We start from the raw sequence: 18,660 nt of genomic DNA, 5'->3' as shown, positions 1-18,660 counted from the left end.
GACGCTGGGACCGGCGACCGGACTGAGACTTCTTCTTTCGCTTACGAGAAACGGGCACGGCAGCACACCCTACCCAGGACGACACGGCGACACTACCGCCGTCGTCCACATTCCAGAGGGACCCTGCACCACACCGCCACCATCGCCGATGAGTCCCTGCCACTGAATCCGCCCAGCTTACAGCGCTGAGAGCCCAGCTCAGGAGTGTCGTGCCGTCGCGGCCACAGCGGCGGCGTCGCCGGAGCTGACCATGGGTGCTACGAACGGTAGGCGTCGCGCCGGTGGCGGATCGAGTGGATCTCCACGACTCGTTTTGCCTCGTTGATCCGGTAGACGATCCGGTAGGTGCCACGCCGGGCGGAGTGGAAGCCGTCGAAGGGTTGGTCGAGAGGCTTACCCACCCGATACGGGTTGATCGCGATCGCCCGCTGGATGGTTTCCGTCGCCGCGACCGCCACTTCCAACGGCAGGTCCTCGTGCAGGTTGCGGCGAGCCTGCCGGGAGAACATCACCGTGTACGGGCTGAGCGGCTCGTCGGTGCGCTCGTGCGCCGGAGGCATCAGGCCGCCCTGCTTCGACGCCGCTCCAACTCGGCACGAACCTCGTCCACCGAGAACGTGTCGCCGGCTGCGAAGTCCTCCCGTGACTGGCGCAGGTCTGCGAGGGCTTCGTCGTCGGACAGCAGGTCGAGCGTCTCCCGCATCGACTCGTACTCGGCCACCGAGATCAGCATCACGTCGGCGCGGCCGTTGCGGGTGATCGTGAAGTGGTCATGCTCCCGGGCGACCCGGTCGGCGAGTTCGGCGATTCGGGCCTTGGCTTCCGTGATGGGAATGGTCTCCATGACGGCCATTCTAGCGACCGGTCCTAATTATGACCAATCTGACTTCGCATCGCGACCCGGCCCCTGCCCGCTCGTTGAACGTCCGGATCACGAATCGATGCCTCGGAGGACCCTCCTATGGCTGTCCGGCGCCACCCCCGCCACCCCTTATCGTCCGGGATCCCCGACTCTGGGTCGCCGTGGCCGAACGTCGGTGCGTTCATCGCTTGGATTCGACGCGAACACGGTTTCAGCCAAGCCGAGCTGAGCACGATCGTCGGCCGGAGCGTCGCGAGTGTTGCTTCGTACGAGCAGGGCTTGCGGAGGCCACCGAGGCCGTTGTTGCTCGATCTCCTGGACGCCATGCCCGTCGACGGCGTCAACTTCAACGATGTGGCCACGTGGTACGAGTATCGGCCGATCACGACGATCGACCCAGCGGCGCACCGTTCCGTCCACGAGTATGTGACGGCTGTGCGCGTCTTCTTCGGCTACACCCGGGCGGGGTTCGCCGCCACCGTCGGGTGCACGGCGAGCGCCGTCCGCGCGTATGAGCACCGCGTGAAGCCCGACGGTGACGTCCTTCGCACCCTTGTCCGCCGGCACACCACACCGTGGGTCCGGTACCAGGACGTCGCCGCGCAGTTCCGCACGCTGCGGCCGACCTTGCGGGACCGCCGGCTCCGGGACATGTTCGCGACCCTCCGCAACCTCCAGCCTGGACTGGCCGAGCACGAGGCCCTCCGTAATCAACTCATCGTCGAGCATCTCGATCTCGCCCGCATGTTGGCCCGCCGGTACCAGCACTACCGGGTAACCTGCGATGACGCCGAGCAGGTCGCGTGCGAGGCGCTCATCCGTGCCGTTGACCGCTGCGACCCCAAGTATGGCGACTTCATCCCTTATCTTGGCAAATGGATTGCCGGGTCTATCCGCGCACACGCCCGCTCCTTGTCCCTCTCCGGGACACTCCGCACACCCCTGGGCCGAACAGCGGTCACCACCGCACGCGACGCGTTGACCCAGGAACTTGCGCGGGATCCCACGAACACGGAACTCGCCGCGCGCCTGGGCGTACCGGCAAGCACCCTGGAGAAAAGCCTCCAGGCATGGCGGGCCTCCACGCCCATCTCGATCAACATCCCACATCAACGAGACACCCAGCCGATCCAAGCGATCCTGCCCGCACCATCGCAGAGCGAATCGTTCGAGATCGAAAGCGCCGACCTTGTCCACGAACTACTCGGTCCGCTCCGTCCCGAGCAACGTCGGTTGATTGAGCTCCGATACCTGCACGACGCTGACGTCCACGAGATCGCTCGGCGCGTCGGGTTCCCGCCCGACGAGGTCGAAACCCGCCTCGCCGAAGCACTCGAACACCTTCGCCGCCAAGCGCACGACGTCCACGACGCTTGGCCGCACATGGTGGAGCCGCATGGCGGCGCTGCGGGACCCGCTCGCCGGACCGCCCCGGCGTGAGGGGAGTCGGGCGCGGGGCGTGGCAGGACGCCAGAAAATCGGCCTTGAACTGCGCCTTTGCGGCTCTCGGACCCCTCCGTTTGGGTATCCGTTTCGGTGGGCCGGAGGCACCACCATGCGAACCACACCGCGACCATCGCCGGCGCACCACTGCCGCTGCCCTTGCCCGAGCCAGGAGCCCGGCTCACCGTTCCGGCGCAGGGTTAGGCAATCTGCCGGAGGTCGCTGCCGTAGTCGAAGATGATCCGCATCCGGGCGCCCAGCGCTCGCGCGTACCGGCTCAGGGTCGCGACCTCGTTGGCCTCCAGATCGCCGTTCTCGATCTGGCCGACCCGGCCGGGCGTGACACCCATCAGCTCGGCCACCTGCCGCTGGGTGAGCCCGAGACGCTTACGCTCCTCGGCCAGGTGGAACGCGCTGATCCACGCTTCGGTGCGAGCACGCTCCACATCGAGCGCGTTGTCGTCCCCATCGTGCAACTCGGCACGGATGTCGTCCCAGTCATGGAAGTCGCTCATCAGCTCTCCCTCCGCTTCCTCTCGAAGGCGAGCCAGCCTTCGTACGCGACCTCGGCGACCGGAATCGCTTCCTCGTACCATCGGGACCAGGCTCCGGCCTTGTTGCCAGCCACCAGCAGCACCGCCTGCGACCAGGGATCAAAGACGAACAGAACCCGGATGGCGACGTCCCGCCCGGACCTCGGCCGCAGCTCCTTGAGATTGCTGATGGTCGAACCTCTGAGCGTGTCGACCAGCGGACGCCCTAGCCCCGGACCGGTCTCCGCGAGCATGTCAATCGCTACGTTGACCGCTCGGTATGTCGCCGGATCGGTCTGGCGGAGCGACCGCAACCAGTCACGGACATCGCTGGTTGTCCTGATCGCCCAGCGGCGGGCAGGGCCGTGAGGCATGAGCAAACTATAGCCCAACCTATACCTCGGGGCAGCATGCGTGGGCCTGACCCGGTTTGACGGACATCCCAGGTCAGAGGGGCTGTGTGCTCCTCGGGAGGATGTTCATCATGGAAGGCATGGGCAAGAAACCACGCCGGCCGCGCAGAGCGTTCACGCCGGAGTTCAAGGCGGAGATCGTCGAGGTGTGCCGGCGGGGTGACCGATCGGTGGCGCAGGTCGTGAGGGACTTCGACCTGACCGAGACCGCGGTCCGTGAGTGGGTCAGGCAGGCCGACATCGACGCCGGCACCCGCAGCGACGGGTTGACCAGCGACGAGCGCGACGAGCTGGCGCGGCTGCGGCGGGAGAACCGCCGGCTCCGCGAGGACGTCGACATCCTGAAACGGGCCACGGCTTTCTTCGTGAGGGAGACCCGGTGAACGTGTACCCGTTCATCAAGGCGGAGAAGGCGCGGCCCGACGGGAACGTGAAGTGTTCCTGTGAGCTGCTGGAGGTCTCCCGGTCCGCCTACTACCAGCACCGTGCCGGGCCGTCGCGGCGGGAACGCGACGACGCAGACCTCGCCGCCCGCATCGCGCAGATCCACGCCGACTCGGCCGGCACCTACGGCGCACCCCGGGTCCGCGCCGAACTCGCCGCCCAGGGGCGGCGGCACTCCGGCAAGCGGGTCGCCCGGCTGATGCGGGGCGCCGGGTTGTGCGGCCGCACGCCGAAGCGGTGGCGCACCACGACCGTGCCCGACCCGGGGGGCGGCGTTGTCGGCGGACCTGATCCGCCGGGACTTCGACGTCGCCGCCGGCCGGGTCGACACCCGCTGGTGCGGCGACATCACCTACATCCACACGTGGGAGGGCTGGCTGTACCTCGCCACCGTCATCGACATCGCCTCACGCCGGGTTGTGGGCTGGGCGACCGCCGACCACCTACGGACCGATCTGCCCGCTCAGGCGTTGTCCAACGCGATCGCCGTCCGACGCCCGACCGGGCCGGTGATCTTCCACAGCGACCGGGGTTGCCAGTACACGAGTGCGCAGTACGCCCGGCTGGCCGACCGCAACGGGGTGCGGTTGTCGGTCGGTGGGCGGGGTCAGTCCTACGACAACGCGATGGCCGAGGCGTTCAACTCCCTCTACAAGGCCGAACTGCTCGACCGGAGGGCGTGGCCGACCCGGGCCGCCGCCCGTGCGGCGATCTTCGAGTGGATCGAGGGGTGGTACAACACCCGCCGCCGCCATTCCACCCTGGACTACATGAGCCCGGCCGAGTATGAGGCGACGGCCTATTCCCGCAGGCCAACGAGCAAGGTAGCGTGAGATCAACTTACCGACCCTGTCCGTCAAACCGGGTCAACCCCAGCGAAGGGAGTGTCAAGTTAACGGCCCTGTCTCACTTTCGGTGGTGACGGAGGGTGCTGTTATCCGAGGAGGATGCGGTGGCGGAGCAGGGTGAAGCCTGCTCGTCCGTGCATTTGACGTGCGATTCGTTTGGTCTTGGTGTTGACGCGAGCAGGGCCGCGCATCCCCGCAGGGCTTGCCGTCGTCCCCGCACCGACCCTGTCTACCATTCCCGGCTGCCGCCCCGGCCGGGGTTGCCGACCGGCACTACGCTGACGTCGGTGCGCCGGGAAGTCTGGTCGGCAGTCATAGCCCCGACCGCCCCGGGAGGCCGCAGTGAGCGAGCCCGCCATCCGCACCGAACGCCTGACCAAACGGTACGGTCCGGTGGCCGCCCTCGACGGGCTGGACCTGACCGTCGCCGCCGGTGAGGTCTTCGGCTTCCTCGGCCCGAACGGCGCCGGGAAGTCCACCACCATCCGGCTGCTGCTCGGCCTGGCCCGACCCACGTCGGGGCGGGCCTGGATCTTCGGTGTCGACGCCACCGACGTCGCCGCCGCGCACCAGCAGCTCGCGTACGTGCCGGCCGACGTGGCGCTCTGGCCGCGGCTGACCGGGGCCGAGGTGCTGGAACTGCTCGGTGCCGTCGGGCCGGGCGTCGACCGCGGTTACCGGGACGAGTTGGTGGAACGGTTCGCGCTCGACCTGTCGAAGCCGGCTGGCACGTACTCGACGGGCAACCGGCAGAAGGTGGCCCTGGTCGCCGCGTTCGCGACCCGAGCGCCGCTGCTGGTTCTGGACGAACCGACCAGCGGGCTGGACCCGTTGATGGAACGGGAGTTCCGGCGGGCCGTCGCCGAGGCCCGGGCCGACGGCCGCACGGTCTTCCTCTGTTCCCACCAGCTGGCCGAGGTGGAGGCGGTCTGCCATCGGGTCGGGATCCTCCGGGCCGGCCGGCTGGTCGACGTCGCGTCGGTGCCCGACTTGCGGGCGCTGCACCGCACCGAGGTCCTGGTCCGGTTCGCCGGCCGGGCGCCGGAGCTCGCCGACGTCCCGGGCGTCGGGGCGGTGGAACGCGATGACGCCGCCCTGCGGTTCACGCTGACCGGGCCGCCCGGCCCGGCGCTGCGGCAGATCGCGACGGCCGACGTCACGGCCATCAGCATGCGCGAGCCCACCCTGGAGGAGATCTTCCTCGACTACTACGGGGAGGAACGATGAGCACCATGACGGGCGGCTGGCCCGTCACCCGCCTCGCGGCGCACCAGGTCCGACGCGGCGGGCTGCTGCTCCTCGCCGTCACCGCCGGCATGTCCGCCCTGGTCGCCACGACCTACGAGAGCACGATGGGCACCGAAGCCGACGCCGCCGCACTGGCCGCACTGGCCGAGAACCCCGCGATCCGGACGCTGTTCGGCGAGCCCGTCGCGCTGGACACCGCCGGCGGGTTCACCGTCTGGCGTACGGGGACGGTGCTCGCCGTCCTGCTGTCGGTGTGGGGGCTGCTGGCGACCACCCGGATCACCCGCGGTGAGGAGGAGTCCGGCCGGTGGAGCCTGCTGCTCGCCGGGCGGCTGACGCCGCCCACCGTGCTGCGCCGGCACCTGCTCGTGCTGGCCGCCGTGATGGTGGCCGTCGGCGTGGCCGTCACCGGGGCGCTCGCCGCCGTCGGCACCCCGGCCCCCGGAGCGGTCCGGCACGGCGCGGGTCTCGCGCTGGCCGGGATGTTCGCGGTCGCGCTGGCCGCTCTCGCTGCCCAGGTGTTCCCCACCCGGGCCGGCGCGACCGGCGCCACGGTGGCGGTGCTCGGCGTCGGGCTGGTGGCGCGGATGGTCGGCGACGGGGTCACCACGCTGGCCTGGCTGCGGTGGCTGTCCCCGTTCGGGCTGCTGGCGCTCACCCGGCCGTACCTGGACGACCGGACACTGCCGCTGGTGGTGCTGTCCGCCGCCACGGCCACCGTCGCGGTCGCCGCGGTGCTGCTCGCCGGCCGCCGGGACGTCGGCGGTGGGTTGGTGGCCGGTGTCACCGGCCGACCGCCCCGTCGTCGCCTCCTCGGCTCGGTGTCGGGGTTCGCGGTGCGGCGGCTGCTGCGCCCGCTCGCCGGTTGGGCGGCCGGCGTCGGCGCGTACTTCCTGCTGATCGGGGTCCTGGCGACGTCGATGACGCGTTTCCTCGCCGACAACCCGCGTTTCGCCGACCTGGCTGCCCAGGCCGGTTTTGCTGACCTGGGCAGCGTCCGCGGATACGCGGCCACCCTGTTCGCCCTGCTCGCCGTACCGGTGGGCGGGTTCGCCGCGGTCCGCCTGGCCGCGTTCGCCACGGCCGAGGTCGAACGGCGACTCACCCCGCTGTACGCCCTCCCGGTCACCCGGACGCGTCTGCTCGGTGCCGAGGTGTTGACCGTCCTGGCCGGGTCGGTCGTGCTGCTCACCGTGGCGGCGATGGCCACCTGGGCCGGCGCTGCGACCGTCGACGCGGCCCTGCCACCGGGCGCGGCGCTGGCCGGAACGCTGAACGTCCTGCCGGTCGTGCTGCTCTGCCTGGGCGCCGCGGTGCTGGGCCTCGGCTGGGCGCCCCGGGTGGTGGCCGGTCTCGGTGCCCTGCCGGCGGCTGGTGGTTTCCTGCTCCAGGTCCTCGCCGACAGCGTCGACGCACCCGCCTGGGTGGGTGACCTGTCGCCGTTCGCGCACCTCGCGGCCGTGCCGGCCAGCGAGCCGAACTGGTTGGCGGCCCTCGCCATGGTCGGGCTGGCGCTGGTCGCCACCGGCCTGGGCGCCGTCGGCCTCCGGCGGCGCGACCTGCGCGGCTGAATCCGGCTACCCACCGCCGACGAGCGGCGACCGCCGGCGGCCGACGTGGTTTGCCGAGGAAGCGCGGCGTGGCCACGCCGTCGTCGACGCCGCTCACCCGCGTGCTCCAAGCCCGCTCCCCTGGCCCGGTCTCCCGGTACCGGTCGCCCTGCCGGCGGCTCTGGCCAGCTGCGGTCAGGCGCGACCTCGGCGTCGCCGGGATGCGCGGGCGCGGCGCATCGCGAGCGCCAGCAGGACACCCACGCCGGCCACCGCCGCCGCCGCGGGCAGCGCCCCGGCCAGACCGTTGCGGGCCGAGCCCGACGCCGCGGCGGGGCGGGCGTCGGCCACGGGCGGTACCGGCCTCGGCGGCGGGTCGGAGGTGGACTCGTCCAGCTCGCCTGGCTCGACCAGCCGGCCGACCGCGGCGTCCCGGGGCAGCGCGAAGCCCCAGTCGAGCAGGGCGGTCCCCTGCTCCCAACCTCGCGCGGGCCGGGACTCGGCGCCCAGCAGCGTCACGACCAGGCGTCGGCCGTCCCGCTCGGCCGCGCCGACGTACGTGTGCCGGGCCAGGTCGGTGAAGCCGGTCTTGCCGCCCAGAGCACCCGGGTAGCGGTAGATCAGCTGGTTCTCGTTCTGGATCTGGAAGCCGTTGGCGCGCGGCTGGCGCTGGGCCGGGATCTGGTGCGTCTCGGTCAGGGCGTACCGGCGGAACGCGGGGTCGGCGAAGCAGACCCGGGCGATCAACGCGAGATCGTACGCGCTGGTGAACTGCCCCGGCCCGTCCAACCCGGACGGGGTGACCGCGTGCGTCTGCCGGGCACCGAGACGCTGCGCCAGCTGGTTCATCGCCCGGACACCACCGGCCCGGCCCGCTTGGCCGCCACCGAGGCGGGCGAGCACGTTCGCCGCCTCGTTGCCCGACTGGAGCAGCAGACCGAGCCAGACCGTCTCCACCCGATATCGCCCACCGGGGACGAGACCGACGGCCGACGAGCCGGGTTCGATGTCCAGGTCCTCGCCGGTCACCGTGACAACCCGCTCCGGGTCGAGGCGGGGCAGCACGGCGGCGGCCAGCAGCAGCTTCTGCACGCTCGCCGGGGTGGCGTACTCGTGCGGGCCGCAGGCCCCGAGCACCTGGCCGGTGTCCAGGTCGGCCACGAGCCACGAGGTCGCGGTCACCGCCGGCGCGGACCGCGCGCCGGCCGGGATCACCAGACCGGAGGCGGCCAGCGCCGGTCCGCCGACGACCCGGTCCTCCGCCACCGCCGGGGGCGGGGACGGCCGGGGCGGTCGAGACGGCGCGGACGTCGACACCGCGACGCGTGGACAGGGTGTCTCGGCGGCACCGGTACGCGCCGGCGCCGCCGTGGCCGGCGCGGGAACGGCCACCGGCACGAGGAGGGCGCACGCGGTAGCCACCAGCAGCCGAACTCGCATTCCCCGACCCTAGTCAACAAGATCGGCCGGGTGGAAGCGGACCCGCCGCACCGAGGGAAACCGGCTGTCACTCGCCGGGTGCGGGCCGTGCGCCATCGCCGGCGGTCACGGCATGGGACGCTTCAGATGATAGCGGTGCACCTCGGTGCTGCCCTGGACATTGTTCACGTCCTCGGCCGCGGAGACCAGCTCCCACCCCTCGCGCCCGACACGGTTGAGGTGCGCGACCGCGGTGTCGCCATACGCGGTGACGTCCCGACGCGACCCGTCCGGGCCGTACCAGGTGAAGCTGACGTGGAAACTCCGACCCTGCCCCTGATAGCGGCGGACCAGCAGAGCGTACTCCCAGGCGACCATGCACCCATTATGGTTGTCCACCGAGGACGGCGGAACACGGCCGTCGCGGTTTGCCATGCGATGAACGCGGTGTGTCAACCGAGCTCCGCCGTCGCTGCCCTACCGGCCAGCTCGTCGGCGACCAGCGCGGCCAGCCGGTCCAGTCCGAGGTCGATGTCGGCCGGGGTGACCGCGCTGACCGACAACCGCAGCGCGGGCACGGACGGGCTGCCGGCGTAGAAGTGCGCCATCGGCGTCCACAGCACCCCGTACTCGCGGGCCGAGCGATGCAGCAACGCGTCATCGACCGGGAACGGCACGGTGACGACAACGAAGAAGCCCCCGGCGGGTACGGTCCAGCGCACCGGCGACCCGGCCGGGAAGCGCCGGTGCAGGCCATCGACCAGGTGACGGAGATTCCGGGCGTACACGGCCCGCTCACGGGCGGTGGCGGCGACCAGGCTGCAGCCGTGTTCGAGCAGCGCGCCCCCGACCACCGCCTGGGCGATCGGTGAGGTGTTCACCGTGACCATGCTCTTGATCTTGGCGAGCTGGTCGGCGAGAAGACCGACCGTGCCGTCCAGCCCGGCCACCCGCTGGTCGGCCACGACATAGCCGATCCGGGCGCCCGGCAGCACCGTCTTGGCGAACGACCCCAGGTAGACCACCTGGCGGGCGGTATCCAGCGACTTGAGCGTGGGCGGCCGCCGATCGTCCCCGGCCGGGAACAGGCCGTACGGGTTGTCCTCGATCAGCAGCAGTCCCTCCTCGGCGACCAGCTCCAGCAGCGCCCGCCGGCTGTCCTCCGCGACGCTCAGCCCCGAGGGGTTGGCGAAGTCCGGCGTCAGGTAGCAGGCACGCGGGCGCAACCCGTCGGCGCGGACGCGGCGCAGCTGGGCGCGCAGGTCCACCGCGTCCAGCCCGGACGTGCCGGCGGCCACCGGGCGCACCGGCAGGTCCAGCAGGCGCGCCGCGCCGGTGAGCCCGGCGTACGTCGGCGCGACGGCGAGCAGCACGTCCTCGGGGCCGGCCCGCAGCGCCCGCAGCACGAGGACCATCGCCTCCTGGCAGCCGACCGTCACCACGATCGCCTCCGGGTCGACCGTCATCCCCTCGTCGACGGCGAGGTTGCGGGCGACCAGGTGGTGGATGATCCCCTTGGTCCGCCCGTACTGGAACAGCGTGCGGCGCGCCTGCTCCGGGCTCTGCCCGAGGTCCTCGGTGAGATGCCGGCGAAACGTGTCCAGATACCGGTTCGGCGCGGCGACGTCGAAGAACTCCTCGTACGGCCGGCCGGCGGCCAGCGACACGGCGTCCGGGTAACGCTGCGCGATCTCGTTGAGGAAGCTCATCGAGTTCAGCGCGGGATCGTCGAGCGCCGGGTGCAGGTCGGACAGGCGAAGGTCCACCGTCACGACTCACTCCACCGTCGTCGTTCGCAGGTCGCGGGCGGCGACCGGATCGGCGCACCCGGCCAGCGCCAGCGCGTCGCGGAACTCGCCGGTCAGCAGCGACAGCGCGATCTCCGCGCCGGCGCGGCCCCCGGCCGCGAGCGCCCAGAGCATCGGGCGCCCCACCAGCACGCCGTGCGCGCCGAGAGCGAGGGCCCGCAACACGTCGGCGCCGCCCCGGACGCCACTGTCGAGCAGCACCTCGCACCGGTCGGCGACCGCCGCCACCACCTCGGGCAGCGCGGCGGCGGTGGCCGGCGCGCCGTCGAGCTGCCGCCCGCCGTGGTTGGAGACCACCACCGCGTCCACCCCGGCCTCCGCTGCGCGGACGGCATCGCGCGGGTCGAGGACACCCTTGACCACCAGCGGCACAGCCGTACGCTCCCGCAGCCAGTCCAGATCGGACCAGGTCACCGCCGGCGCGAAGAACTCCGCCGTGTGCGCGGCCACCGCGGACACGCCGAGGGTGGCGGCGGGCGCGCGGTGGTCCGGGCCGACGGACCGGTTCGCGACCATGTGCGGCGGGATGGTGAAGGAGTTGCGCACGTCGCGCAGCCGCCGGCCGAGGATCGGGACGTCCACGGTGAACACCAGCGCGGTGCACCCGGCCGCCTGTGCCCGGTCCAGCAGGTCAGTGACGAGCCCCCGGTCGCGCAGCCAGTAGAGCTGAAACCAGACCGTCCCGCCGACCGCGGCGATCTCCTCGATCGAGACGCTGCTCAGCGTGCTGGCCACATAGGGGACACCGGCCGCTCCGGCCGCCCCGGCCAGCGCGACCTCGCCGTCGGGGTGCAGCAGCCGCTGGTACGCCATCGGTGCGACCGCCACCGGCAGCGAGTGGCTGGCGCCGAGCAACCGGGCCTCGGTGCACGGGGTGTGCACGCCGCGCAGCACCCGGGGCAGCACGCCGACCCGATCCAGGGCGCGGCGGTTCGCGGCGAGGGTGGTCTCGGCGCCGCTGCCGCCGTCGACGAAGTCCCACACCTCCGGCGGCAGCACGGCACGGGCGAGGTCGGCGAAGTCGGCCAGCCCGGCGGGGGCGGGCGGCACGTCCGGCTTCGGCAGCGCGCTGTCAGCCATCGCCGACCACCGTGCCCAGCGCCCCTCCGACGCCGTCGACCGTCGCGGTCCGACCGGCGCCGTCCGCGTCGCCCGCCCCGGTCGCAACCGCGTCCCCCGGCGCGGCGACCGCCGCGCCGGGGCTGCGGCCGAAGTGGTCCCGGAGGAACGCGGCGGCCTGTTCCTGGGCGCGGCGGCCATCGTCGAACGTCCCGGGCATGGCGAAGAAGCCGTGCACCATCCCGGCGTACCGGGTGAGAGTGGTCGGGACGCCCGCGTCGCGGAGCCGGTGGGCGTACCGCTCGCCCTCGTCGCGCAGCGGGTCGTACTCCGCGGTGACCACCAGCGCCGGCGGCAGGCCGGTCAGGTCCTCGGCGAGCAGTGGTGAGGCGAGCGGGTGGCGCGCGTCCGCCGGAGTGGCCAGGTAGTGGTCTCGGTACCAGGCGACCGAGCGGCGGTTGAACAGCAGCGGGTCGTCGTCGCCGCCCGGCTCGGCGGTCTGGTCGGTGTTCGGGTAGACCAGCAGCTGCGCGACCAGCCCGGGGCCGTCACCGCGGGCCAGTAGGGTGACCGCGGCGGCCAGGTTGCCGCCCGCGCTGTCGCCGCCCACGGCGAGGCGCGCAGGGTCGGCGCCGAACTCCTGCGAGTGCGTGGCGACGAAGCGCAGGGTCGCGTGGCAGTCGTGCACCGCCGCCGGGAAAGGATGCTCGGGAGCGAGCCGGTAGCCGACCGTGACCACCTGGCAGGGCACCGCGTTGGCCAGCCGCCGGCAGATCCCGTCGGCGGTGTCGGCGCTACCCAGCGTCCACCCTCCGCCGAAGAAGTACAGCAGCGTGGGCAGCGGCCCGACGCCGGCCGGCCGGTGGATCCGGACCGGTAGGTCACCGACGGGGCCGGGAACGTGCGTGTCGCGTACCTGGTACACCGGCTCGACCGCACCGGATCCGGCGCGGATCGCGGCGAGGTCGGCGGCACGGGCCTCGGCGAGGGTCTGGCTGTACAGCGGCGGGATGCCGGCCGCCTTCCGGGCGGCGCGGTACGCCTCAGCCTGGGGATGCAGGCTCACTCCGCCACCACGCCCCGCGCGGCGGCCACCCGGGGCGTCCCGGCCGCGGGTCCGATCGTTGGCTCGCCACAGTTGCTCACCGCTGCTCCTCTCTCCCGGTGCTCACCAGGAGCTTGTCGATGCCGCGCAGGAACAGGCTGCCGCTGTAGGTCGGGGGCTCATCGATGCGCATCCGGGGGAAGCGCGACAGCAGCCGGGGTAGCGCCAGCCGACCCTCCAGGCGGGACACGGCGGCGCCGAGACAGTAGTGCGGGCCGATGCCGAACGCCAGCGACGGCGGTCCGGAGCGGTGCGGGTCGAACCGGTCCGGGTCGGGAAAGCGGCTCGGGTCGCGGTTGGCCGCGGCGATGACCAGCAGGACGTTCTGGTCGCGGGCGATCTGGATCCCGCCGAGCACCGAATCCCGCGGCGCCGCCCGGGCCAGGAAGTGAACCGGCGCCTCCAGCCGCAGGATCTCGTCGACCGACCGGCCGGTCAGCCCCGGGTCACCGGGCAGCGCCGCGGCCACCTGCGGGTGCGCCAGCAACAGTGGCAGGCCGTTGCTGAACATGTAGACGGTGGTCACGAAGCTCGCGTTGAACAACACGATCAGGTTGCTGATCAGCTCGTCGTCCGTCAGCTCGACGCCGCCCGTGTCCACGGCCCCGACCAGCCCGCTGATCAGGTCCTCACCGGGGGTGCGGCGGCGGTGCGCCAGCAGGTCCGCGTAGAAGGCCCGCAGCTCGGCCGCGGCGGTGTTGGCGGCGGTGAGCCGCTGCGGGGTCTTGCCGGCCACGTCGAGGTACTCGTCGATCCGGTCCACCCGCTCCCGGTACCAGGACAGGTCGGTCTCGGGAATGCCGATGAACTCGGCCATCACCCGGGCCGGCAGCGGGTACGCGAAGTCCGTCACGAAGTCGACGGCACTGCTCCCGGCTTCTGCCATCCGGTCCAGCAGCTCCCCCGCCACCCGGAGGATCACCGGCTCCAGGGTGCCGAGCCGACGCGGCGTGAAGGCGCCGGCGAACACGCGCCGCATCCGGCCGTGATCCGGCGGGTTGACGAACATCATCGAGGTCTGGAGGGTCCGCAGGATCTCCTGTTCCGCCCAGTCCGGCGGGGGCTGCTTGTACCACTCCGGGTCGCGCAGCACCTCGTCGACGAGGTCGTAGCCGACCGCCACGGCGGCGACCGCCCGGTGCTCCGGGCGGGACGGCAACGCCGTGATCGGGCCCAGCGCGTGCAGCCCGGCATAGCAGGGGTACGGGTCCTGCCGGCCCTCGTCACTGTAGAGGCGGGTCAGCAGCTGCTCTGCGTCCATGCTGGATGAGCCTCCCGGAGATCGGCGGTACGGGCGGCGGGAATACCCGCCGCCCGTACCAGGCTGTCAGCGGCCGAGCAGGCGCAACGGCACGGCGTCCGCCATCGCCTGGTTGCCGGCGTCGTTCGGGTGGATGTGGTCCCCCGAGTCGTAGGCCGGCAACAGCCGACTGGGCTGCGCCGGATCACGCAGCACCCGGTCGAAGTCGAGCAGCCCGTCGAACTCGCCGCTGCCGCGCAGGTACACGTTCACCGCCTGCCGGGTCGCCTCCTTCTCCGGCGTCCACACACCCGGGTTGCCGTGCCCCTCGTACGGCGTGAGCGTGGCCACCAGGCTGCGCAGCCCGCGTGCCTTGACCTGCTCGTTGATCTGCCGCAGGGAGGCGATGATCGCCTCCGCGGAGTCGTCCGACATCCAGATGTCGTTGATGCCCAGATGGGTGATCACAGTCCGGGCGTCGGTCTGGGAGAAGACGTCCTCGTCCAGCCGGGCGAGGGCGTTCGGCCCCAGCTCGTGGTAGCCGGGGAAGCCGCCGGCGCCCGGTTCCGGGCCCTCGTGGTTGAGCCGGTTGCCGGCGAGGCTGGCATTGAGCACGCCCGGTGTGCGGACGTCGGGGCGGGCGTCGATGAGCCGGTCGGCGAGCAGGTCCGGCCAGCGCATGTTGGCGTTGACCGTGCTGCCGTTGCCGTCGGCGATCGAGTCACCGAACACCACCACCGAGCCGGGGCTGTGCCGACGCTGGACGTCGATGCCGGACAGGAAGAACCAACAGCAGTTGGGCCGGATGGTGAAACCGGCACCGTCGGCGGCGGAGGTGAGGTCGCTGGCGCCGATGAAGTTCGTCTGCCGGGACTGGCCGTGGAAGGTCACCGGCCCGGTCGGGGTCGGGAAGTGAACGGTGAGCACCAGGTCCTGCTGGTCCCCGATCGGGAAGGCGACCGGATCGCTGATGAGTTCGGCGCCTCGGTTCATGGTCGCCGAGGTGGCGCCGCCGAAGGTCAGCTCACGCAACGTCGCCGGATCGATGTCGGACAGGTCGTCGGGGGTCGTGGCGTCGGGCCGGGCGATGGTCGCGCGGCCGATCCGCACAGACTGCTCGCCGTACATGTTGCTCATCCGGACCCGCAGCACCGGCCCACCCACGGTGGTGTGCACGACCATGCGGACGCTGTGGTTGTTCAGGCCGGTGTTGGTCAGGCCGGTCGCGTTGCCACGGGTGACCGCGGTCGCCCAACTGGCGGCCCACGTCGCGCGGCCGCGCTCCGCCGTTCCGGACGACGGCCCGGCGCTCGCCACCACGGCGGGAGCACCCGCAACCAGCAGCGCCGCCGCCGCCGTGACGACATGCCATCTCTTCGGGGTCGACATTGAACCTCCATCAGTTGGCACCCCAGGACCCCGTCCGTCGACGGCGCTCAGCTGGGCGATGGTCCGGAACCTAGCTGTCACGGCTGACGGACGTCAATCAACTGATCGACGTGATCAAATGGCCCGCTGGCCCTGCCAGGAGATCCCTTCGGCTCCTGTCCCCACGCTTCGACCGGCCTAGGCTCGCACGTGGCGGCGCGGTCACCGCAAGCCGCGCACGCCGTCCGGGCCCGACCCGGCAGTCGTGCGAAGGATGGGGGACGTCCGGATGACCGATCGACCGCAGCCGGGCTACGTGCACCGCGCGCTGGACCTGTTCGCCGCCTACGGCGATCGTGCGGCGCTGGTCGACGGTGGACGCCGGCTGACCTACACCGACGTGGCAGACGCGGTGCGCGGATTCGCCGCGACCCTGCTCCGGCACGGCGTCCGCCCGGGCGCCGCGGTGCTGGTGTCGCTCGGCAACCCGGTCGAGGCACCACTGGTCCAGCTCGCCCTGCATCTGCTGGGCTGCCGGACGATGTGGATCGCGCCGGTCACCTCCCGCCGGGAAATCGACGAGTTCGTGCGGCTGGCCCGCCCCGACGCTCTCGTCTACCACGCTCGGGATCCGGGCATCGGCGCGGAGCTGGCCGCCGAGTTGGCGGGCGTACCCGCGCTACGGGTCGGTGCCGAGTTGGATCTGCCGGCCGATCCCGCCGACGCGACCGCCCTTCCCGTCGACGTACCCGCGGCGGAGTCGTTCCTGCAGACCTCCGGCACCACCGGCCGCCCCAAGCTGGTGCACCACCGGGAGAGCTTCTACACCCAGATCCTCGCCCTCGCCGCGGATTTCCGGGCCGCCGGGTTCCCGTTGCTGCGGCACCTCTCGTATTCCCCGATGTGGCTGGCCAGCGGCCAGATCACCACGCTGTTCAATCTGTTCACCGGCGGCGTGCTCTTTCCCCGCGACGGCTGGGACGCGGCGGCGTTCCTCCGCACCGTCCCGGCCGAGCGGATCAACTCCACCTTCGTCACCCCGCCGATGCTGTACGAGGTGCTCGACCACCCCGACCTGCCCGGCGCGGACTTCTCGGCGATGTTCATGTTCAACGTGGGCGCCGGGCCCGCCGCACCCACCCGGCTGCGCGAGGCGATCGCCCGCTTCGGCCCGGTGCTGCGCATCGTCTACGGCCTCAGCGAAGCGGTCGTCGTCGCCGCCCAGCCGGGGTTGACCGAGGATCCGGCGCACCCACAGCGGCTGTGCTCCTGCGGGAAGGCGTACGGCGACGTGCGGATCGAGATCCGAGCCGAGGACGGCGCGGTGCTGCCGCCAGGCGTCGACGGCGAGGTGTGGGTGCACACCGCGCTGCGCTTCGCCGGGTACCACGGGCAGCCGGAACTGACCGCCGACACACTGGTCGGCGGGTGGGTGCGCACCCGCGACATCGGCCACCTCGACGACGACGGATATCTGTACCTGGTCGACCGCCTCCAGGACCGGATCCTCACCCGCCAGCGAAGTTGGCCGATCTACTCCCGGCCCATCGAGGACATCTTGGCCGGGCACCCGGCGGTCCGCGCCGCCACGGTGATCGGGGTGCCGGACGAGGTGGCCGGCGAGTTACCCTACGCCTACGTCGTGCCGGCTCCCGGCGCCACGGTCACCGGAGCCGAGCTGATCGACCTGGTCACCACGACGCTCAGCGACACCTGGGCGCCCGGCGGCGTGGAGTTCCTCGACGCGCTGCCGCTGAACCGGGCGAACAAGGTGGACAAACGGGCGCTGCGCGCCCGGTACGCGGCAGCGCACCCGTCCCCCGTCGAGCATCCGGAGGCGTCGATCGGCAGCCGCAGGTGACCGGCCGGCGGACGCTGGCCGCGCTGGTCGGCGCTGATCTGCTGTCCAACCTGGGCAGCCGGATCTCGATCGTCGCCATCCCGTGGCTGGTGCTGGAGACGACCGGCAGCCCGGCGCGGATGGGCGTGGTGGCCGCCGCCGAAACGCTGCCGTACCTGCTGTCCAGCGGCCTCGGTCCGCCGCTGGCGGACCGGATCGGGTTGCGCCGCACCTCGATCGTCGCTGATGTGGGAAGCGCGGGCCTGATGGTGGCGGTGGCCCTCACCCCGTGGATCGGCTTCGGCGCCCTGGTCGCGCTGGTCGCCGTGGTGGGTGCGCTACGCGGTGTCGGCGACCGGGTCAAGCACGTGATGTTCCGGCCGGTCGCCGAGGCGGCCGGGGTGAAGCTGATCCGGCTGACGTCGGTCTACGACGGGTTGGGCCGGGTGGTCACCCTGCTCGGGGCTGGCCTCGGCGGCCTGCTCATCTGGTGGTTCGGGGTCACCTGGGCGATCCTCATCGACGCGGCGACCTTCGCGGTCTGCGCGCTGGTGATCGGCACGCTGGTGCGCCTCCCGGCGGGTGACGCGCCGCGTCCGGCGGCCGAGGGCTATCTGCGGGCACTCGGCGGCGGGCTCCGCTATCTGGGGCGGGACACGACGTTGCTCGGCATGCTACTGGTGATCTCGGCGCTGAACATGGTGGTGAACGCCAGCATCGCCGTCTACATCCCACTCTGGGTGGCCGACGTCCTGGGCAGCCCGGCCGGGCTCGGGCTCCTGCTCGGGGCGTTCTCGGCCGGGGCGTTGCTGGGAAACGTGCTGTTCACGGTGCTCGGCCCCGGTTGCGTCGGGACCTGACATTCGCCGTCGGCGCGGCGGTGAGCGGTCCGCCCCGGCTGCTGGTGCTGGCGCTCAGCGAGGACCTGCCGGTGGTGCTCGCTGTGACGTTCGTGTCCGGCATCGGCATAGCCGTGGTCAACCCGCTGCTGGGTGTGGCGCTGTACGAGCGCGTCCCGGCCGACCTACAGACCCGGGTGATCGGCCTGGCCGGTTCGCTGGCCTTCGCCGGGCTGCCGCTGGGCGCCCTGCTCGGCGGCTGGTCGGTCACCGCCCTCGGTCTCGCTCCGGCGCTGGTGACGGCGGCCCTGTGCACGCTCGTCGTCACCGCGGTCCCCCTCGCCGCCGCCCTGCGACCCGCTCCCCCGGGTGGAACGGAAGATCCCTTGTTGACGACGCAGGGACTGACCGGAAGATGAACCCTGGCTCCACGCCGGGACGCTGCCGCACGCGTGGTCGAGGTTCGAGTCTTGTCTGAGGGGCCAGGGCCGGCGACAGCCATGAGGCCCCGGCGGTAGATCCACAGAACTGCACACGCTCTGGGGCTTACGCCAGCGGCGGGGAGGGGGCGAGCCAGGCGAGGGGGTGCCCGCAGCAGAGCCCACCTGTTGTGGATGTTGAGGCCGACCAAGCCGGGCCTG

General features: G+C 72.1%; 15 protein-coding genes and 4 pseudogenes. 8 read left to right on the top strand and 11 right to left on the bottom strand.

Annotation, left to right across the window (positions count from 1 at the left end):
• Positions 1 to 257: 257 nt before the first annotated feature.
• Both QTQ03_RS05245 and QTQ03_RS05240 read right to left on the bottom strand, forming a co-directional pair.
• Complete coding sequence (locus tag QTQ03_RS05245; protein WP_289276981.1) at positions 258 to 560, bottom strand: type II toxin-antitoxin system RelE family toxin; 303 nt, start codon at positions 558 to 560, stop codon at positions 258 to 260.
• Positions 560 to 844: a type II toxin-antitoxin system Phd/YefM family antitoxin gene (locus QTQ03_RS05240; RefSeq protein ID WP_289276980.1), complete on the bottom strand. Its 285-nt coding sequence runs from the start codon at positions 842 to 844 to the stop codon at positions 560 to 562. The genes QTQ03_RS05245 and QTQ03_RS05240 overlap by 1 nt, the downstream gene beginning before the upstream one ends.
• 117 nt (positions 845 to 961) lie before the next feature.
• Here QTQ03_RS05240 and QTQ03_RS05235 point away from each other — a divergent pair, with 117 nt between their 5' ends.
• Positions 962 to 2,302 carry a sigma-70 family RNA polymerase sigma factor gene (locus QTQ03_RS05235; RefSeq protein ID WP_289276979.1) on the top strand — a complete coding sequence of 447 codons (1,341 nt, stop codon included), beginning with the start codon at positions 962 to 964 and terminating at the stop codon, positions 2,300 to 2,302.
• 203 nt (positions 2,303 to 2,505) lie between these two features.
• Here QTQ03_RS05235 and QTQ03_RS05230 read toward each other — a convergent pair whose 3' ends face one another.
• The gene (locus tag QTQ03_RS05230) at positions 2,506 to 2,820 is read right to left on the bottom strand and encodes a helix-turn-helix domain-containing protein (RefSeq protein ID WP_289276978.1); all 315 of its coding nucleotides are present in this window, start codon (positions 2,818 to 2,820) and stop codon (positions 2,506 to 2,508) included.
• The gene (locus QTQ03_RS05225) at positions 2,820 to 3,212 is read right to left on the bottom strand and encodes a type II toxin-antitoxin system RelE/ParE family toxin (RefSeq protein ID WP_289276977.1); all 393 of its coding nucleotides are present in this window, start codon (positions 3,210 to 3,212) and stop codon (positions 2,820 to 2,822) included. Before QTQ03_RS05225 ends, QTQ03_RS05230 begins: the two co-directional genes overlap by 1 nt.
• A 101-nt stretch (positions 3,213 to 3,313) precedes the next feature.
• Here QTQ03_RS05225 and QTQ03_RS05220 point away from each other — a divergent pair, with 101 nt between their 5' ends.
• The 5 genes and pseudogenes from QTQ03_RS05220 (at position 3,314) to QTQ03_RS05205 (ending at position 7,362) form a co-directional block, all read left to right on the top strand.
• On the top strand, positions 3,314 to 3,634 hold the full coding sequence (locus QTQ03_RS05220; protein ID WP_502889683.1) for a transposase: 321 nt from the start codon (positions 3,314 to 3,316) through the stop codon (positions 3,632 to 3,634).
• A pseudogene (locus tag QTQ03_RS30220) lies at positions 3,631 to 3,921 on the top strand (IS3 family transposase); the annotation flags it as partial. The gene QTQ03_RS05220 and the pseudogene QTQ03_RS30220, both read left to right, overlap by 4 nt.
• A 43-nt stretch (positions 3,922 to 3,964) precedes the next feature.
• Positions 3,965 to 4,528, top strand: a pseudogene (locus QTQ03_RS05215) (IS3 family transposase); the annotation flags it as partial.
• 357 nt (positions 4,529 to 4,885) lie between these two features.
• A complete protein-coding gene (locus QTQ03_RS05210) occupies positions 4,886 to 5,770 on the top strand; it encodes an ABC transporter ATP-binding protein (RefSeq protein WP_289276976.1) in 885 nt (294 codons plus the stop codon).
• Positions 5,767 to 7,362, top strand: a complete 1,596-nt coding sequence (locus QTQ03_RS05205; protein ID WP_289276975.1) for an ABC transporter permease — start codon at positions 5,767 to 5,769, stop codon at positions 7,360 to 7,362. Before QTQ03_RS05210 ends, QTQ03_RS05205 begins: the two co-directional genes overlap by 4 nt.
• 174 nt (positions 7,363 to 7,536) lie before the next feature.
• On the opposite strand, the gene QTQ03_RS05200 is transcribed toward QTQ03_RS05205, so the two are convergent.
• The 7 genes and pseudogenes from QTQ03_RS05200 to QTQ03_RS05170 form a co-directional block, all read right to left on the bottom strand.
• A complete protein-coding gene (locus tag QTQ03_RS05200) occupies positions 7,537 to 8,781 on the bottom strand; it encodes a D-alanyl-D-alanine carboxypeptidase family protein (protein WP_289276974.1) in 1,245 nt (414 codons plus the stop codon).
• Between the two features lie 105 nt (positions 8,782 to 8,886).
• Entirely contained in the window at positions 8,887 to 9,138 is a 252-nt protein-coding gene (locus tag QTQ03_RS05195) for a hypothetical protein (protein ID WP_289276973.1), read from the bottom strand.
• A 74-nt stretch (positions 9,139 to 9,212) separates the two neighbouring features.
• Positions 9,213 to 10,532, bottom strand: coding sequence for an aminotransferase-like domain-containing protein (locus tag QTQ03_RS05190; RefSeq protein ID WP_289276972.1), 1,320 nt, complete (start codon positions 10,530 to 10,532; stop codon positions 9,213 to 9,215).
• Between the two features lie 3 nt (positions 10,533 to 10,535).
• Positions 10,536 to 11,648, bottom strand: a complete 1,113-nt coding sequence (locus QTQ03_RS05185; protein ID WP_289276971.1) for an alpha-hydroxy acid oxidase — start codon at positions 11,646 to 11,648, stop codon at positions 10,536 to 10,538.
• A gap of 121 nt (positions 11,649 to 11,769) precedes the next feature.
• Positions 11,770 to 12,693 (bottom strand): annotated as a pseudogene (gene lipP1, locus QTQ03_RS05180) (LipP1 family hormone-sensitive lipase); the annotation flags it as partial.
• A gap of 76 nt (positions 12,694 to 12,769) precedes the next feature.
• Positions 12,770 to 13,993: a cytochrome P450 gene (locus QTQ03_RS05175; protein ID WP_289276970.1), complete on the bottom strand. Its 1,224-nt coding sequence runs from the start codon at positions 13,991 to 13,993 to the stop codon at positions 12,770 to 12,772.
• A 66-nt stretch (positions 13,994 to 14,059) separates the two neighbouring features.
• Positions 14,060 to 15,361 (bottom strand): SGNH/GDSL hydrolase family protein, encoded by a 1,302-nt coding sequence (locus QTQ03_RS05170; RefSeq protein WP_289276969.1) that lies wholly within the window; start codon positions 15,359 to 15,361, stop codon positions 14,060 to 14,062.
• A 268-nt stretch (positions 15,362 to 15,629) separates the two neighbouring features.
• On the opposite strand from QTQ03_RS05170, the gene QTQ03_RS05165 reads away from it, so the two are divergent.
• Positions 15,630 to 17,201 carry a class I adenylate-forming enzyme family protein gene (locus QTQ03_RS05165; protein WP_289276968.1) on the top strand — a complete coding sequence of 524 codons (1,572 nt, stop codon included), beginning with the start codon at positions 15,630 to 15,632 and terminating at the stop codon, positions 17,199 to 17,201.
• A pseudogene (locus QTQ03_RS05160) lies at positions 17,198 to 18,438 on the top strand (MFS transporter). The gene QTQ03_RS05165 and the pseudogene QTQ03_RS05160 overlap by 4 nt, the downstream one beginning before the upstream one ends.
• The last annotated feature ends 222 nt before the right edge of the window (positions 18,439 to 18,660 follow it).

The organism is Micromonospora sp. WMMA1363 (assembly GCF_030345795.1).
GTDB lineage: Bacteria > Actinomycetota > Actinomycetes > Mycobacteriales > Micromonosporaceae > Micromonospora.
This window is presented reverse-complemented; position numbering and strand designations above follow the sequence as displayed.

Excerpts from the sequence above, each read along its gene's own strand:
- QTQ03_RS05175 (WP_289276970.1), bottom strand. The coding sequence starts at position 13,993 with ATGGACGCAGAGCAGCTGCTGACCCGCCTCTACAGTGACGAGGGCCGG.
- QTQ03_RS05185 (WP_289276971.1), bottom strand. The coding sequence starts at position 11,648 with ATGGCTGACAGCGCGCTGCCGAAGCCGGACGTGCCGCCCGCCCCCGCC.
- QTQ03_RS05170 (WP_289276969.1), bottom strand. The coding sequence starts at position 15,361 with ATGTCGACCCCGAAGAGATGGCATGTCGTCACGGCGGCGGCGGCGCTG.
- QTQ03_RS05235 (WP_289276979.1), top strand. The coding sequence starts at position 962 with ATGGCTGTCCGGCGCCACCCCCGCCACCCCTTATCGTCCGGGATCCCC.
- QTQ03_RS05205 (WP_289276975.1), top strand. The coding sequence starts at position 5,767 with ATGAGCACCATGACGGGCGGCTGGCCCGTCACCCGCCTCGCGGCGCAC.
- QTQ03_RS05220 (WP_502889683.1), top strand. The coding sequence starts at position 3,314 with ATGTTCATCATGGAAGGCATGGGCAAGAAACCACGCCGGCCGCGCAGA.
- QTQ03_RS05225 (WP_289276977.1), bottom strand. The coding sequence starts at position 3,212 with ATGCCTCACGGCCCTGCCCGCCGCTGGGCGATCAGGACAACCAGCGAT.
- QTQ03_RS05200 (WP_289276974.1), bottom strand. The coding sequence starts at position 8,781 with ATGCGAGTTCGGCTGCTGGTGGCTACCGCGTGCGCCCTCCTCGTGCCG.
- QTQ03_RS05240 (WP_289276980.1), bottom strand. The coding sequence starts at position 844 with ATGGAGACCATTCCCATCACGGAAGCCAAGGCCCGAATCGCCGAACTC.
- QTQ03_RS05230 (WP_289276978.1), bottom strand. The coding sequence starts at position 2,820 with ATGAGCGACTTCCATGACTGGGACGACATCCGTGCCGAGTTGCACGAT.
- QTQ03_RS05195 (WP_289276973.1), bottom strand. The coding sequence starts at position 9,138 with ATGGTCGCCTGGGAGTACGCTCTGCTGGTCCGCCGCTATCAGGGGCAG.
- QTQ03_RS05165 (WP_289276968.1), top strand. The coding sequence starts at position 15,630 with ATGACCGATCGACCGCAGCCGGGCTACGTGCACCGCGCGCTGGACCTG.
- QTQ03_RS05245 (WP_289276981.1), bottom strand. The coding sequence starts at position 560 with ATGCCTCCGGCGCACGAGCGCACCGACGAGCCGCTCAGCCCGTACACG.